This window comes from Beijerinckia mobilis (assembly GCF_000745425.1).
GTDB classification, from domain to species: domain Bacteria; phylum Pseudomonadota; class Alphaproteobacteria; order Rhizobiales; family Beijerinckiaceae; genus Beijerinckia; species Beijerinckia mobilis.
Window position 1 is genome coordinate 464,590 of the sequence record NZ_JQJH01000001.1, and the last position, 12,739, is coordinate 477,328.

General features: G+C 57.3%; 10 protein-coding genes. 6 read left to right on the plus strand and 4 right to left on the minus strand.

Annotation, left to right across the window (positions count from 1 at the left end):
- Positions 1-126: 126 nt before the first annotated feature.
- The 4 genes from rpoH (at position 127) to ctrA (ending at position 4,001) form a co-directional block, all read left to right on the plus strand.
- Entirely contained in the window at positions 127-1,026 is a 900-nt protein-coding gene (gene rpoH / locus DL88_RS01985) for an RNA polymerase sigma factor RpoH (RefSeq protein ID WP_034990993.1), read from the plus strand.
- 174 nt (positions 1,027-1,200) lie between these two features.
- Complete coding sequence (locus DL88_RS01990; protein WP_034990995.1) at positions 1,201-1,893, plus strand: glutathione binding-like protein; 693 nt, start codon at positions 1,201-1,203, stop codon at positions 1,891-1,893.
- Positions 1,894-2,047: 154 nt separating this feature from the next.
- Positions 2,048-2,794, plus strand: coding sequence for a YebC/PmpR family DNA-binding transcriptional regulator (locus DL88_RS01995; protein ID WP_034990997.1), 747 nt, complete (start codon positions 2,048-2,050; stop codon positions 2,792-2,794).
- A gap of 505 nt (positions 2,795-3,299) precedes the next feature.
- Positions 3,300-4,001, plus strand: a complete 702-nt coding sequence (ctrA, locus tag DL88_RS02000; protein ID WP_034991325.1) for a response regulator transcription factor CtrA — start codon at positions 3,300-3,302, stop codon at positions 3,999-4,001.
- Positions 4,002-4,429: 428 nt separating this feature from the next.
- Here ctrA and DL88_RS02010 read toward each other — a convergent pair whose 3' ends face one another.
- Complete coding sequence (locus DL88_RS02010; RefSeq protein WP_051955472.1) at positions 4,430-5,461, minus strand: RluA family pseudouridine synthase; 1,032 nt, start codon at positions 5,459-5,461, stop codon at positions 4,430-4,432.
- A 279-nt stretch (positions 5,462-5,740) separates the two neighbouring features.
- On the opposite strand from DL88_RS02010, the gene DL88_RS02015 reads away from it, so the two are divergent.
- Both DL88_RS02015 and DL88_RS19150 read left to right on the plus strand, forming a co-directional pair.
- Positions 5,741-7,561: a glucan ABC transporter ATP-binding protein/ permease gene (locus DL88_RS02015; protein WP_034991004.1), complete on the plus strand. Its 1,821-nt coding sequence runs from the start codon at positions 5,741-5,743 to the stop codon at positions 7,559-7,561.
- A gap of 425 nt (positions 7,562-7,986) precedes the next feature.
- Positions 7,987-8,640, plus strand: coding sequence for a Rieske (2Fe-2S) protein (locus DL88_RS19150; protein ID WP_051955473.1), 654 nt, complete (start codon positions 7,987-7,989; stop codon positions 8,638-8,640).
- Positions 8,641-9,039: 399 nt separating this feature from the next.
- On the opposite strand, the gene DL88_RS02025 is transcribed toward DL88_RS19150, so the two are convergent.
- The 3 genes from DL88_RS02025 to DL88_RS02035 form a co-directional block, all read right to left on the minus strand.
- The gene (locus tag DL88_RS02025) at positions 9,040-10,206 is read right to left on the minus strand and encodes a glycosyltransferase family 2 protein (protein WP_169741523.1); all 1,167 of its coding nucleotides are present in this window, start codon (positions 10,204-10,206) and stop codon (positions 9,040-9,042) included.
- Positions 10,207-10,387: 181 nt separating this feature from the next.
- Positions 10,388-11,548, minus strand: a complete 1,161-nt coding sequence (locus DL88_RS02030) for a glycosyltransferase family 2 protein (protein ID WP_034991006.1) — start codon at positions 11,546-11,548, stop codon at positions 10,388-10,390.
- A gap of 33 nt (positions 11,549-11,581) precedes the next feature.
- Positions 11,582-12,562 (minus strand): radical SAM family protein, encoded by a 981-nt coding sequence (locus DL88_RS02035; protein WP_034991008.1) that lies wholly within the window; start codon positions 12,560-12,562, stop codon positions 11,582-11,584.
- Positions 12,563-12,739: the final 177 nt, after the last annotated feature.

A 12,739-nucleotide genomic window follows, 5' to 3' on the forward strand; every position in this document is an offset into this window, starting at 1 on the left:
CAACAAGCCCTCCCGCCCTTGCGGACGTGCAGCAGGCTTCCCATTTAACGATATCGCGGGATTAGCTCCAAAGAGTGGTCCTGCGGGGATCCGCCACTTAAGCGGGGATCCGGAAGGAGATCTATCATGGCTACAGCTTTGCCGATGATTTCGGGCGAGAGTGGTCTCACCCGCTACCTGAATGAAATTCGCCGCTTTCCCATGCTGGAGCCGCAGGAAGAGTATATGCTTGCCAAACGCTGGCGCGAGCATGAAGATCCTGACGCCGCCCAGAAGCTCGTTACCTCGCATCTGCGCCTCGTGGCGAAGATCGCCATGGGCTATCGCGGCTACGGACTGCCGATCGGTGAGGTCGTTTCCGAAGGCAATGTCGGCCTGATGCAGGCCGTCAAACGGTTCGAACCCGATAAAGGCTTCCGCCTCGCCACATATGCCATGTGGTGGATCCGCGCGTCGATTCAAGAGTACATTCTGCGTTCCTGGTCGCTCGTCAAAATGGGCACGACCGCGAGCCAGAAGAAACTCTTCTTCAATCTGCGCAAGGCCAAGAGCCAGATCTCGGCGCTCGACGAAGGCGATCTGCGCCCCGATCAGGTCGAACTAATCGCGACCCGCCTCGGCGTCACCGGCCAGGAAGTGATCGACATGAACCGCCGCATGTCGGGCGACGCTTCCCTCAACGCGCCCTTGCGTGAGGAAGGCGAAGGCGAATGGCAGGATTGGCTGGTCGACGACAAAGCCGACCAGGAACATGTGCTCGCCGATCGGGAAGAGAGCAGCAACCGTCTCGACGCCCTGCATGAGGCGCTGGATGTTCTCAACCCGCGCGAACGCCGCATCTTCGAGGCACGCCGCCTCGCCGATGATCCGGTCACGCTCGAAGCCCTGTCGGATGAATTCGACATTTCGCGCGAACGTGTGCGCCAGATCGAGGTACGTGCCTTCGAAAAGGTGCAAGCGGCGGTTAAAGCCGGCGTGGCAAGGCTTGAAACCTCTCTCGCTCTGCCTGCTCCCGCCGCAGCCTAGAGCGCTTCGGATTTTTGCGGAAACGCTCCGCCAAAAAACCAGAGTCTTACGGTTCCGAACGGCGTTCAAAAAAGTAAGGCGGCATAATCGTCCTTCAATCAGGCCTTCCCAAGGAGTTCCTCGGGAGGGCTTTTTCGTATTGCTGAGCGATTCCTGCGGCAAGGAGATAAGACGATGATTGATCTTTATTATTGGACGACGCCGAACGGCCACAAGATCACCCTCTTTCTCGAAGAGGCAGCAGTGCCCTACGCCATTCATCCGGTCAACATCAGCAAGGGCGAGCAGTTCAAGCCGGATTTTCTTGCCATTTCTCCCAACAACCGCATCCCGGCGATCGTCGACAGGGCACCAGTCGATGGCGGCGCTCCGGTCTCAATCTTCGAATCCGGCGCGATCCTGCTCTACCTTGCCGAAAAGCATGGAGAATTTCTCTCGACCGACCTGCGCCGGCGGGTCGCGACGCTGGAATGGCTGTTCTGGCAGGTCGGCGGGCTCGGCCCGATGGCAGGACAGAACCATCATTTCTGCCAATATGCGCCGGAAAAAATTCCTTACGCCATCGAACGCTACGTCAAGGAAACCAACAGGCTTTATGGCGTGATGAACGCCCGTCTCGCCGATCACGCCTTTCTCGCCGGTGACGATTATTCCATCGCCGATATGGCCGCCTACCCCTGGATCGTCCCGCATGAAAGACAGCGTCAGGATCTGAATGATTTTCCGCATCTGCGACGCTGGTTCGAGACAATTGCAGCGCGGCCAGCGACCGTTCGTGCCTATGCCAGGGCTGACGAAATCAATCAGATACCGACCGTCGGCGACGAAGATTCACGTAAAATCCTGTTCGGCCAGACCGCCCGTTAATCCATAGCACTTTCTTTATTTCTGCTGGGCGTGGCATTATAAGGCTTGCGAAGCAGTGGGGTCGGCGGACCGATCCCATCCGGCATTGGAGCAAAGGCGGGTTTTCGGACATCCGCCGCGCTGCGGGCAGAAATGGGACGCATAGAGGAAGGGCATGGCGGGTCATAGTCAGTTCAAGAATATCATGCACAAGAAGGGCAAACAGGACGCGATCCGTTCCAAGCTCTTCTCCAAATTGGCCCGCGAAATCACCGTGGCGGCAAAGCTCGGCCTCCCGGACCCCGCCATGAATGCCAGATTGCGCGCGGCCGTACTCGCGGCCCGCGCCGAAAACATGCCGAAGGACAATATCGAGCGCGCCATCAAGAAAGCCTCGGCAGCCGATGGCGAAAATTACGATGAAGTCCGCTATGAAGGCTATGCTCCGGGTGGCGTCGCTATCATTGTCGAAGCGCTGACCGACAATCGCAACCGCACCGCTGGTGAAGTGCGGTCCTATTTCACCAAGGCAGGCGGATCGCTCGCAGAAACGGGTGCCGTCTCTTTCATGTTCGACCATGTCGGATTCATCGAATTTCCGCTATCGGTCGCCTCCGAGGAAGCAATGCTTGAGGCGGCGATCGAAGCCGGCGCCGACGACGTGCAATCCAACGAGGAAACGCATGAAATCATCACCTCGCTGGAAAGCCTGCGTGATGTGGCCCAAGCGCTCGAAACGAAATTCGGTGAGCCGCGCAAGGCATCGCTGATCTGGAAGGCGCAAAATGCGATCGCCGTCGATGACGAGACCGGCGAAAAAATCCTGAGGCTCGTCAATCTTCTCGAAGAAAACGACGACGTGCAGAATGTCTACGCCAATTTCGAGGCCTCCGAAACGCTTCTCGCAAAGCTCGACGCCTGACCGGGCTGAGTTTCGGCTTACGAGGATCCCAGACGAAGGCCTCCAAGTGCAGGCGCAAGGAAAGGCCAGACGGTTGCGCGCCTGTCTGGCCCGATAGGGCTTTCGTCTTGCAAATCACAACCCTTCGTCATTCTTGACACCCTCCCTTCGCGTTAACCATCATGGCTTCATCCTTGGGGTTCAAGCCTTGAGGGTGAACAGGAGATCTGCGCTCGCAAAGCACCATTTCCAAGCATGGCGAGTGTCAATCCATCATCGCGCAAGCTTCGCCTGCTAGAACCAGAGAGCCGCCTGTTTCAGGCATCAATTGTCTTTGTCCCGTCTGGAGTTCTTTCCACCAGGACGGGAATGGTTTTGTTAACCATTCGCCGTTAAGGTTACGAAATCGATATCAACGATGCCCTATCGCTTGACGGTCGGTTCCGCGGGCCAGGGCATGCGTCAAGGGCAAGAGTTTGCAACGGACGCGTCGGCCGGGCGACCAAAGAGCAAATGGGGACCGCACATGCGCGTATTATTGATTGAAGACGACAGCGCGACTGCTCAGAGCGTCGAATTGATGCTGAAATCAGAGAATTTCAACGTCTACACGACGGATCTCGGCGAAGAAGGCATCGATCTCGGTAAGCTCTACGATTACGATATCATTCTGCTCGACCTCAATCTGCCCGACATGTCCGGCTATGAAGTGCTGCGGACCCTGCGCGTGGCCAAGGTCAAGACACCCATTCTGATCCTTTCCGGCCTCGCCGGCATCGAGGACAAGGTCAAGGGTCTCGGCTTTGGCGCCGATGATTATCTGACCAAGCCCTTCCACAAGGACGAACTCGTCGCCCGCATTCATGCGATCGTCAGACGTTCGAAAGGCCATGCGCAATCCGTCATCATGACTGGCGACCTGATCGTCAATCTCGATCAGAAAACCGTCGAGATCTGCGGTTCGCGTGTGCATCTGACCGGCAAGGAATATCAGATGCTGGAACTGCTTTCCCTGCGCAAGGGGACAACCCTTACCAAGGAAATGTTCCTCAATCACCTCTATGGCGGAATGGACGAACCCGAGCTCAAGATCATCGACGTATTCATCTGCAAGCTGCGCAAGAAACTCGCCAATGCGAGCCAGGGCCGCAACTATATCGAAACGGTGTGGGGACGCGGCTACGTTCTGCGCGAACCGAGCGACGATGAAGAACGCATCACCGCCTGAGAGGCCACAGAGCCGTCAGGCTCAGCAGTGAATGATCCACAGCGCCCGAAGATGCAGTCGTTTGCCTTTCTTATCCGCATACATTGACTCTACAAACGGATTGTCTGCAATCATCTTTGCCTTGAATATCGTGATCATTACCGTGTGATCATGAAACAACACTCGGCGCAGTGGCGTTTCGTCCGCAGTAGCGTTTCGGATATATCCAGAAACGCTCCACTCAAAAACCAGTGCATTTTCAAGGTAGTGGAAACGCAAAGCGATTCAGTGCAATCGAAAATTGCTCTAGGGTCTTAAGACTTTCGGGCTGTTTCTACGATCTGCATCCTGCCAGCCTCGTTGCCCGTTCATGAATGACTCTCATGACAGACTCTCAAGGCGTCCAATACGGCAAGAGGCCTGCCCTCAGGGAGGGCAATCTCCTCGTCTCATTCGCCAGCGCGTAAACAGGCCTCCAGGTACAATAGATCCGCGGGCAGATCGCTTTCGAAGGTCAGTTCTTCCCCGGTCTCTGGATGCTCGAAGCCGAGACGCGCGGCATGAAGCGCCTGCCGCCCCAAGTCCCGCAAAGCATCCTGCGCCGCTTGCGAGAGCGTTGCGCTCTTGCTCTTGAAACCCCGGCCATAGAGCGGGTCGCCGAGCAAGGGATGGCCGATATGGGCCATATGCACCCGGATCTGATGCGTGCGCCCTGTCTCGAGCTGGCAGGCGATCAGGCTCGCCACCGGCCGCCCCGCATGGTGAAACGTCTCCCGCAATTCCCAATGGGTAATGGCCTCACGCCCGATAGCGTCGGAGACGACCGCCTGTTTCTCGCGATCGTGCGGATGACGCCCGAGGGCCGTCTCGATACATCCATAAGTACGCTCCGGGACTCCCCAGACGAAAGCCAGATATTCGCGCACCAGCGGCAAAGTCCGGCCGTGATCGGCGAAAAGCCGGGCCAAGCCCTGATGGACGGCATCGGTCTTGGCCACGACAAGAAGCCCCGACGTATCCTTGTCGAGACGATGCACGATACCCGGCCGCTTCACCCCGCCGATCCCCGACAGACTCTCGCCGCAATGAGCAATCAGGGCGTTGACAAGCGTGCCCTGTGCGTGGCCAGCCGCCGGATGGACCACCAGCCCCGCCGGCTTGTCGAGAACGATGAGACCGGCGTCCTCATAAACGATCGTCAAGGGGAGATCTTCGGCGACCGGTGCCGCCTCCTCTGGAGGCGGAACATCGACTTCGATGATCTGCCCTTCCCGCACGCTGCTGCTGGCGGAGCGGCGCGCCTCGTCATCCACCCGCACGCGGCCGTCCTCGATAAGGCTCTTGATTCGCATACGCGACAGGAAAGCCGCCGCGGTTTCCGGCCGCGCCGCCAAAAAGCGATCCAACCGCTGCCCTGCCTCTTCAGCGCCGACGATGCAGCGGATCGTCAATGCCGCCGCATCAGGAGACGAATCTTGCACGAAAACACACCCTTCCGGCCCATGGGCCTCGAATTGACAAAAAGTGGGAGCAAAACCTCGCGAATCCGAACGATTGGCCTTTCAAACCGCCCCGCATTGGTCCGGCCCTGACGGGATTTGCATGTGCGATGTGATATAGGTCAGCCTGCGTCCAAACCCCAGAGACTTTCACGCCGCAATCGCTGCTGCCTGCCGGCCCTGGACAAATTCTGTTAGAATTCTCACCAAAGCCTCACCTTTTCATTCTTCTCCTCGGCATTCCGCCATCTCGATCTTTCCATGTCGATCCTTCTCACTTACTGGCGTGTCCTGCAGTTTCTTGGCGGTGAAAAGAAGCTGGCGATCCTGCTCGCTATCGCCAATCTGGCGCTCGCCGCGGCACAATTCGCCGAACCTGTCCTTTTCGGCCGCATTATCGACCGGCTCACCACCTCCGAGAGCACCGGCACTTTTCCGTCCTTTCATGACCTCACGCCATTGATCGGTGCCTGGGTCGGTTTCGGGCTGTTTTCCATTCTGGCCTCCGTTCTCGTGGCGCTGCATTCCGACCGGCTGGCGCATCGCCGCCGCATGGCCGCGACAAGCCTTTATTTCGAGCACGTGCTCAATTTGCCGCTGAGTTTCCATGCCTCCGTCCATTCCGGACGGTTGTTGAAGATCATGCTCGACGGCACCGGCGGCATGTTCAACGTCTGGCTTTCTTTCTTCCGCGAGAATTGCGCTTCACTGGCCGCACTTGTGTTTCTGCTGCCGCTTTCGCTGTTCCTCAACTGGCGGCTCGGCGCGCTGTTGATCGTTCTGATCTTGTTCTTCGGCTGTCTGATCGCCTTCGTGCTGCACCGGACTCATGCCCTGCAGCAATCGGTCGAGCGCTACAACAGCTCCCTTGCCGAACGCGCTTCCGACGCGCTCGGCAATATATCGGTGATCCAGAGTTTCACCCGCGCCGAAATCGAGGCGAGCGCGCTCAAGATGATCATCGACAGGGTGCTCGCCGCGCAAATGCCGGTGCTCAGCTGGTGGGCGGTCGCCGCCGTCGGGGCGCGAGCTTCGGCGACATTGGCGCTTCTCGGCATCTTCCTGCTCGGCACCTGGCTCAATTTGCAGGGGCTCGCGACGGTCGGCCAGATCGTCACCTTCATGAATTTCGCGACCATGCTCATCGCGCGGCTTGAGCAGGTGATCGCATTCTTCAACATGCTGTTCCTGCAGGCGCCCAAGATGCAGGAATTCTTCAAAATCGTCGATACCGCGCCACAAGTGGCGGACAGCCCCGATGCCATCGACCCGGGCCGCCTCGACGGGGCAATTGCCTTCGAGGATGTGAGCTTTTCCTATGATGCCCGCAAGCCGGCAGTATCGCACCTCACCTTCAATGTCGCCGCCGGGGAAACCGTGGCTCTCGTCGGCGCGACGGGCTCCGGCAAATCCACCACGCTCGGCCTTCTCCACCGAGTCTTCGATCCGCAATCAGGCCGCATCACGATCGATGGGATCGACATTCGCGCCATGACCCTGCGCGGACTGCGGCGCAATATCGGCGTCGTTTTTCAAGAACCCATGCTGTTTGCCCGCACGATCGAGGAAAATCTGCTGGTCGGTGATCCGGATGCGACGCCCGACGAGATCCGGCTTGCGCTTGAGCGCGCGCAGGCAGCGGATTTCGTCGCGCGGCAGGAAGACGGGCTCGCAACCCCCGTCGGCGAACGCGGCCGTTCTCTTTCCGGTGGCGAGCGCCAGCGCCTCGCAATCGCCCGCGCCCTGCTCAAGGATCCGCCCATCATGATTTTCGATGAGGCAACATCCGCCCTCGACGCGACGACGGAAAAACAATTACAGGCCGCGCTCGACAGCGCCACGAAGGGGCGCACGACCTTCATCATCGCGCATCGGCTCGCGACCATTCGTGAAGCGAAGCGTATTTTCGTCTTCGAACAGGGGCGGATCGTCGAATCCGGCGGATTTGCGGAGCTGGTCGCCAAAGGCGGGCGTTTCGCGGGCCTCGCCAAGGCGCAGTTCATGGTCGGCGCCCACCCGGAAGATCCAGAAACCGGGGCCATGCCCACAATACCGTCCAAACCAGCCGGAGCGAAACAATAATCCGGTTTCGCCCGGTTTAGGGGGCACCCTCATAAACCCTTATTCCAAAGGAATAAGGTGGAACATTCTTATAAATCATTGGAGTAAAACGCTCTGTAAGAACGGAACCCGGCATTCCTGCGGAATTCGTGTATACCTCCCATATTGCCGATACGGATTTTGAAAATACATTAGCCACGATCATGCTGGACGCTCGCTGCAACCCGTCCGGTCTGCATCGGCACTTCTCTTGCTTCGAGAGAAGCTTTGAAACCGGCTTCCTTGCGTCTCACGCCGTTGGTGCATTTTCGCTTTGAACGAGCTTGCCAAGCAATTCAAAGGTCTTGAAAGGGCTCTGCTTTCCGAGTGGGGCAATGCCGCTGGACAGAAAATGCTCTAGAGGAAGTCTGGAGAAGGAATCGGCGTAATCTTGAACGAGGACCCTCATGGCGTCAGATACCCCTTCCAAACCCGTCATCACCAAGGCCGATGACCTCACCGTCGGCGGCTGCGCCGGATCGCAGATCGCCGCAAAACAGGGTCTCATGGGCGCATTCATCATGCGTGCCCAGAAGGTCGAGAAGAGCGAACCGCCGCCGCCCGTCGCCGCACAACCGGCGCCGCCCAGCGGCGACGTCTATGTCATCTGCGACCGCCGCGACATCCGCGACAGAATGGGCAAGAGCTTTCCGCTCATGCGCCTCTGGGATGATGGCAAATTGCGGCCGTGGGACATTTTCATCGCCCGTTTCGGCAAGCAATATTTCGCCTATGAAAATTCCTGCCCGCATCAAAACGTCCGGCTTGACTGGGAAAAAAACAATTTCTACGAGCCGAACTATCTCAAGGTTCTGATGTGCGGCAAACATGGCGCACAATTCGATCCGGAGACCGGCGTTTGCATCTCGGGCCCCTGTGAAGGCGAAAGGCTCACGCAGATCCTCTGTTTCCTCGATGGTGACGATGTCTGCATCACCGGCGTGAATATCAATCTCGAGGTCGATGTCGAACCTGTCGTCGCGGTCGATCCCAACGCCGATAGCGTGCTCGAAAACAACGGCTTCAAGCTGCAACAGACAAAACGCGAGTTCTTCAAATAGAACGCGCGCAATCAATTGGCCTCGTCATCGAGGCCGCAAATTACTTGCGAAAAGGAGGTATGCCTCCTTTTGTGTCTGTGAGAGCATATTCGGATGTTTCCGAACTGCTCCACCTGGCAATACTATCATGTCATACGGCAGTAATGCTAAAAACCGGAGCGGGACGAAGCACTTCCAAGCACCACCAATCGGCAGGGAAAATCGTGGCGCCGGTCGTTGCAGAAATGTCCATCCCGCTCCGGCATCACCGGTCGCGCCCCATCGAGACCGGTAATTCTGGCCTTTATCTCAAGTCTCCTTGATCCTAACAGGTTGGGATCAAGGAGATTTCGCGGGGAGCCGCCGCCCCGCAGTCGCGGGGGCCAAATCCCAATGAGTCATGATCATTGGGATTTGGTATTAGCCTGAGCGTTTTTCCTTCAGCACGTGATCACGCCGCCGGCACAGGAAGCCGATGATCGTCGGCACGGATACATGCAGGGCAAGAAGAAGGCAGACCGACTTCCAGCACCCAAACAATGCTTTGACGGAATCGATGGATTCCAGCACCTTGCCACCCAAATAGGTTTTGCAGCCGGGAAGCTTGGGGGGGAGTTTCGGCGCGATCCGGTCGAGCCTTCTGAGCGTCCACAAAAGTGCATGCGGATCATAGAGGCGGCCAGCAAAGAAGGCGAAATTGTCGACGAGATGGTCCATCACCAGCCGGCGCGCCAGAAGATCATTATCCGATGGCGCACCCCGATCGTGCACGGCGATTCCATTGAGCTGCGGAGAGCGCGAAAAGACATTCTGCCCATGCAATCTGTAGACGGCGAGTGGACGATCGATCAGAATGCTGCCGATGACCATGCCGATGCCACGTAAGAGATAGGCATCGGTACAGGCACGCAGATCGGGCAGATGGCGATTGTCCAGAAACAATTGCAACGCTTCCCGCCGGAAGCAATTGCCAGAGGTGGCGCTCCACACCCAGCCTGTCGCCTTTTCCGGTGGCACGTAATGCACATCCTGTGCGATCGCCTCGTCGGGCGCTTCGAACGGCCAGAGCTCCTTACAGACATGGTCGATCCGGCGCAGAAGATTGTCCCGCCGTCCACGGCCTGAACAGACGTAATCACTCAATCCGCTCATCGTGCCGAGGACGAGGCGCGGGCCAACCGATTGCGCCATGTCCCCCGAGGTGAAGCCGACGGGGATGCGCACGGACAAATGAACGAATATATGGGTGGCGAGACATTCAGGCAAAAGAAAGTCGTCGGCATCGAGAAAGACGACATATTGTCCGCTGCTCGCCGCATAGCCCTTCATCGAGGCGGCACTCTGGCCACCGTTTTCCGCGCACCGGATGATGGTCGCTTGCGGAAACACCTGTTCGACCTGCGCCAGCACGCTTCCACTTTCATCGGTCGAGGCATTATCAACGATGATACATTCGATATTCGTATATGTCTGTTCGAAGACCGAGGTGACCGCCTGCCAAAGGAAGCGGCCGTAATTATAATTGACGATGATGACACTGACGAGCGGTAAAGTGATCCCCGACAGACCATTGTTCCGGGAGGTCATGCGAAAAGGATTCACGCCATATGGCTCGGTCCGCTCAAAGGACGATTCCGGCGCGTCATACTCTTCCATACCGGCCCTCAATGGATCAGAACTTGTCTCTAGCATCGGATCCCGCTTTCCGTCTCCGTAGAGGATAGTTTCGGTGACGCGTCTCTCGATTGGAAACAGCATCCCGCCTGTTTCATAATGAGTGTGAGTGAAACCGATCACGCATGGACGACGATATCCTGTCCTCCTGTATTCGACGACGCAGCCAGAGGCGAAGGCGTATCCAGAAGGGAACCCTCACCCGCAACATCCATGTTTGCAGGGAACGTGATCCAATAAAGGGTTCGAGTTCATCGTGCCATTCGACGAGCAGGCGCGCCAGGCGCGACCGCGCCGCCCAGAAGGGCAGACCTTTCTCGTCATCGGGGCGATCGATCTTCCGGCAAATTTCAAGGATACGGACCGGCCTTTCCATATTGGCACTGTAATGGGGAAAACGGACGATGAGATCGTCGAGAAACACGCGGCAGGTTTTATCGAAATGCTCATCCACCCGATTATGGCAGAGAAACCCTTCGAGAGCGGCGCGTTTGTTGAAACCATTCTGGCCATGAAGGCGATAACCGACGAGCGAAGCATCCAGAATGATACTGCCGCTCAGAAGATTGACGGCATGGGCGAGAAAATTATCCGTTGCAATACGCAGCTGTCGCAGGCCAGCTGCCCCCCGGATCAGTTCCAGGGCCTCACGCCGGAAAAACATGCAAGAAGTCGTCGACCACGGCCAGTCCATATTCCTCTGTTCGATAGAACGAAGCTGGTCGGCGGTGATGGTAGGCAAATGAATGCCATGTTCCGCAAGCTGTATGAGCGCACTCTCCGAGACGAGATCAGGCTCTTCTGGAAGAGACCGGAAACTCCTCGAAATATTCCCGTTACGCGCGATGACCATCCGCTCTCCCAGAATCTGCACGGCATCGCAACAGGAAAAGCCGACCGGGCGCCGTGAAGACATATGCACAGCAAGGTGGGATGCGACACAAGCGGGAAACAGGATATCATCGGCGTCGAGAAACAGAATGTAATCGCCTGTCGCTCTTGCCAGACCTTCGAGAGCAGCGGCCGATTGACCGGAATTGACGCCAAGCGCAAGCACTTGAAGGGAGGGCCAGCCTGCCTTCAAGCCTTCAAGCACGGAGAGGCTGTCATCGGTGGAGGCATCATCGACAACGATACATTCGAGATGCGGATAAGTCTGCTCGCGTACGGATTCGATGGCATCGCGCAGGAAGCGGCCGTAATTGTAATTAAGGACAATGATCGACACGAGGGGCGGCTGTAGGTGATATCCCATTCTGGCAAGGCCCTCCACCAAATACGGGGACATTCAGAACATCGCCTTCAATCGCTCGAAGATGGTACGAGGACGCGGCAGCCGGCGCCGTTCGGAAGTGCCGCGAAGATTCGTTGAATATTGCGTCACCTTGTGATCGATCTGCTTTGAGATCTGCCGGGAGATCTCATCCGGCGTCAGTTCGATGACGTTGCGGTTTTTCTTTCTGGATTTGAGCGCAATATCGGCATTGGTCGCGGTATAAGTATCGGTATTCTCGCAATCCATATGGCCTTCGAGCCGCGCCGGCACGCCACAACCCGGGCAGAAATGCGCGACCTGATCGTCGAATGCGGTGATATTGCGCTTCCACCAGCCGGGCACCGGCTCGATACCATGATCGGTACCGCGCGCAAGATCGAAGGAGGCCGCGACTTCACAGAAATAGGCGCGCAGCTTGCCGTTATTCTGGACGATGCTTGCTGACCATTCCTGATTGACATCGCAATGCGCGATCCGCGCCCACATTTCCGCCTCGTCATAGAGGTCGCGCCCGGCGGTCAGAAGCGGTGAATGCGATGAATGGCCTTCGTGATACCAGGCCCCTTCCTTGAGCGATTCAAGCGATTTGATGCCCCGCTCCACCCCATGCGGATTGAGATTGAAGATGCCAAACACCTCCTTGGCCAGGGCGGCATGCTTGAAAGCGTTATTCGTCCAAAGTCCGCGCTGCTCCTTGCGCGGGATCTCCTCGACGAAAATGCGGCAGATTTCCTCGAACTGGCGATGCATGACCGGATTGCCGCCGATAACCGCGATGATGCCGGGGTAATCGGCAAGGCTGCGCGCCGCGAGACGGAAATTTTCCGGCGTCATTTCCCAAAGACCATCCTGATTCTCGAGCAACCGCGTGCAATTCGAACAGGCGAGATCACACTTATTCGTGATGTCGATGCAAATGATCTTCATTTCATAGGGACTGCGCATCAATGGCAAAGTCTGTTGGCGCAGGACGTCGGAAGCGGCATTGACCATTCGGGGCTCCTGGACATTTATGTGGGTAAATATCCCACATAAATTAGCCAATACACCACCAATCCGAGCTTGTCCAGACCGGCACAGTCTTTACCGGTCTGGACAAGCTAATGATTAATTTAATGAACTTTTGCCAGCGAGTATGGCGAGTCCATTCACGGCTTTGTCAACGCTGCG

What these genes read in the sequence shown, in the direction of transcription:
- rpoH (WP_034990993.1), top strand. Translation starts at nt 127, where the DNA reads ATGGCTACAGCTTTGCCGATGATTTCGGGCGAGAGTGGTCTCACCCGC.
- DL88_RS01990 (WP_034990995.1), top strand. Translation starts at nt 1,201, where the DNA reads ATGATTGATCTTTATTATTGGACGACGCCGAACGGCCACAAGATCACC.
- DL88_RS01995 (WP_034990997.1), top strand. Translation starts at nt 2,048, where the DNA reads ATGGCGGGTCATAGTCAGTTCAAGAATATCATGCACAAGAAGGGCAAA.
- ctrA (WP_034991325.1), top strand. Translation starts at nt 3,300, where the DNA reads ATGCGCGTATTATTGATTGAAGACGACAGCGCGACTGCTCAGAGCGTC.
- DL88_RS02015 (WP_034991004.1), top strand. Translation starts at nt 5,741, where the DNA reads ATGTCGATCCTTCTCACTTACTGGCGTGTCCTGCAGTTTCTTGGCGGT.
- DL88_RS19150 (WP_051955473.1), top strand. Translation starts at nt 7,987, where the DNA reads ATGGCGTCAGATACCCCTTCCAAACCCGTCATCACCAAGGCCGATGAC.
- DL88_RS02025 (WP_169741523.1), bottom strand. Translation starts at nt 10,206, where the DNA reads ATGACCTCCCGGAACAATGGTCTGTCGGGGATCACTTTACCGCTCGTC.
- DL88_RS02030 (WP_034991006.1), bottom strand. Translation starts at nt 11,548, where the DNA reads ATGGGATATCACCTACAGCCGCCCCTCGTGTCGATCATTGTCCTTAAT.
- DL88_RS02035 (WP_034991008.1), bottom strand. Translation starts at nt 12,562, where the DNA reads ATGGTCAATGCCGCTTCCGACGTCCTGCGCCAACAGACTTTGCCATTG.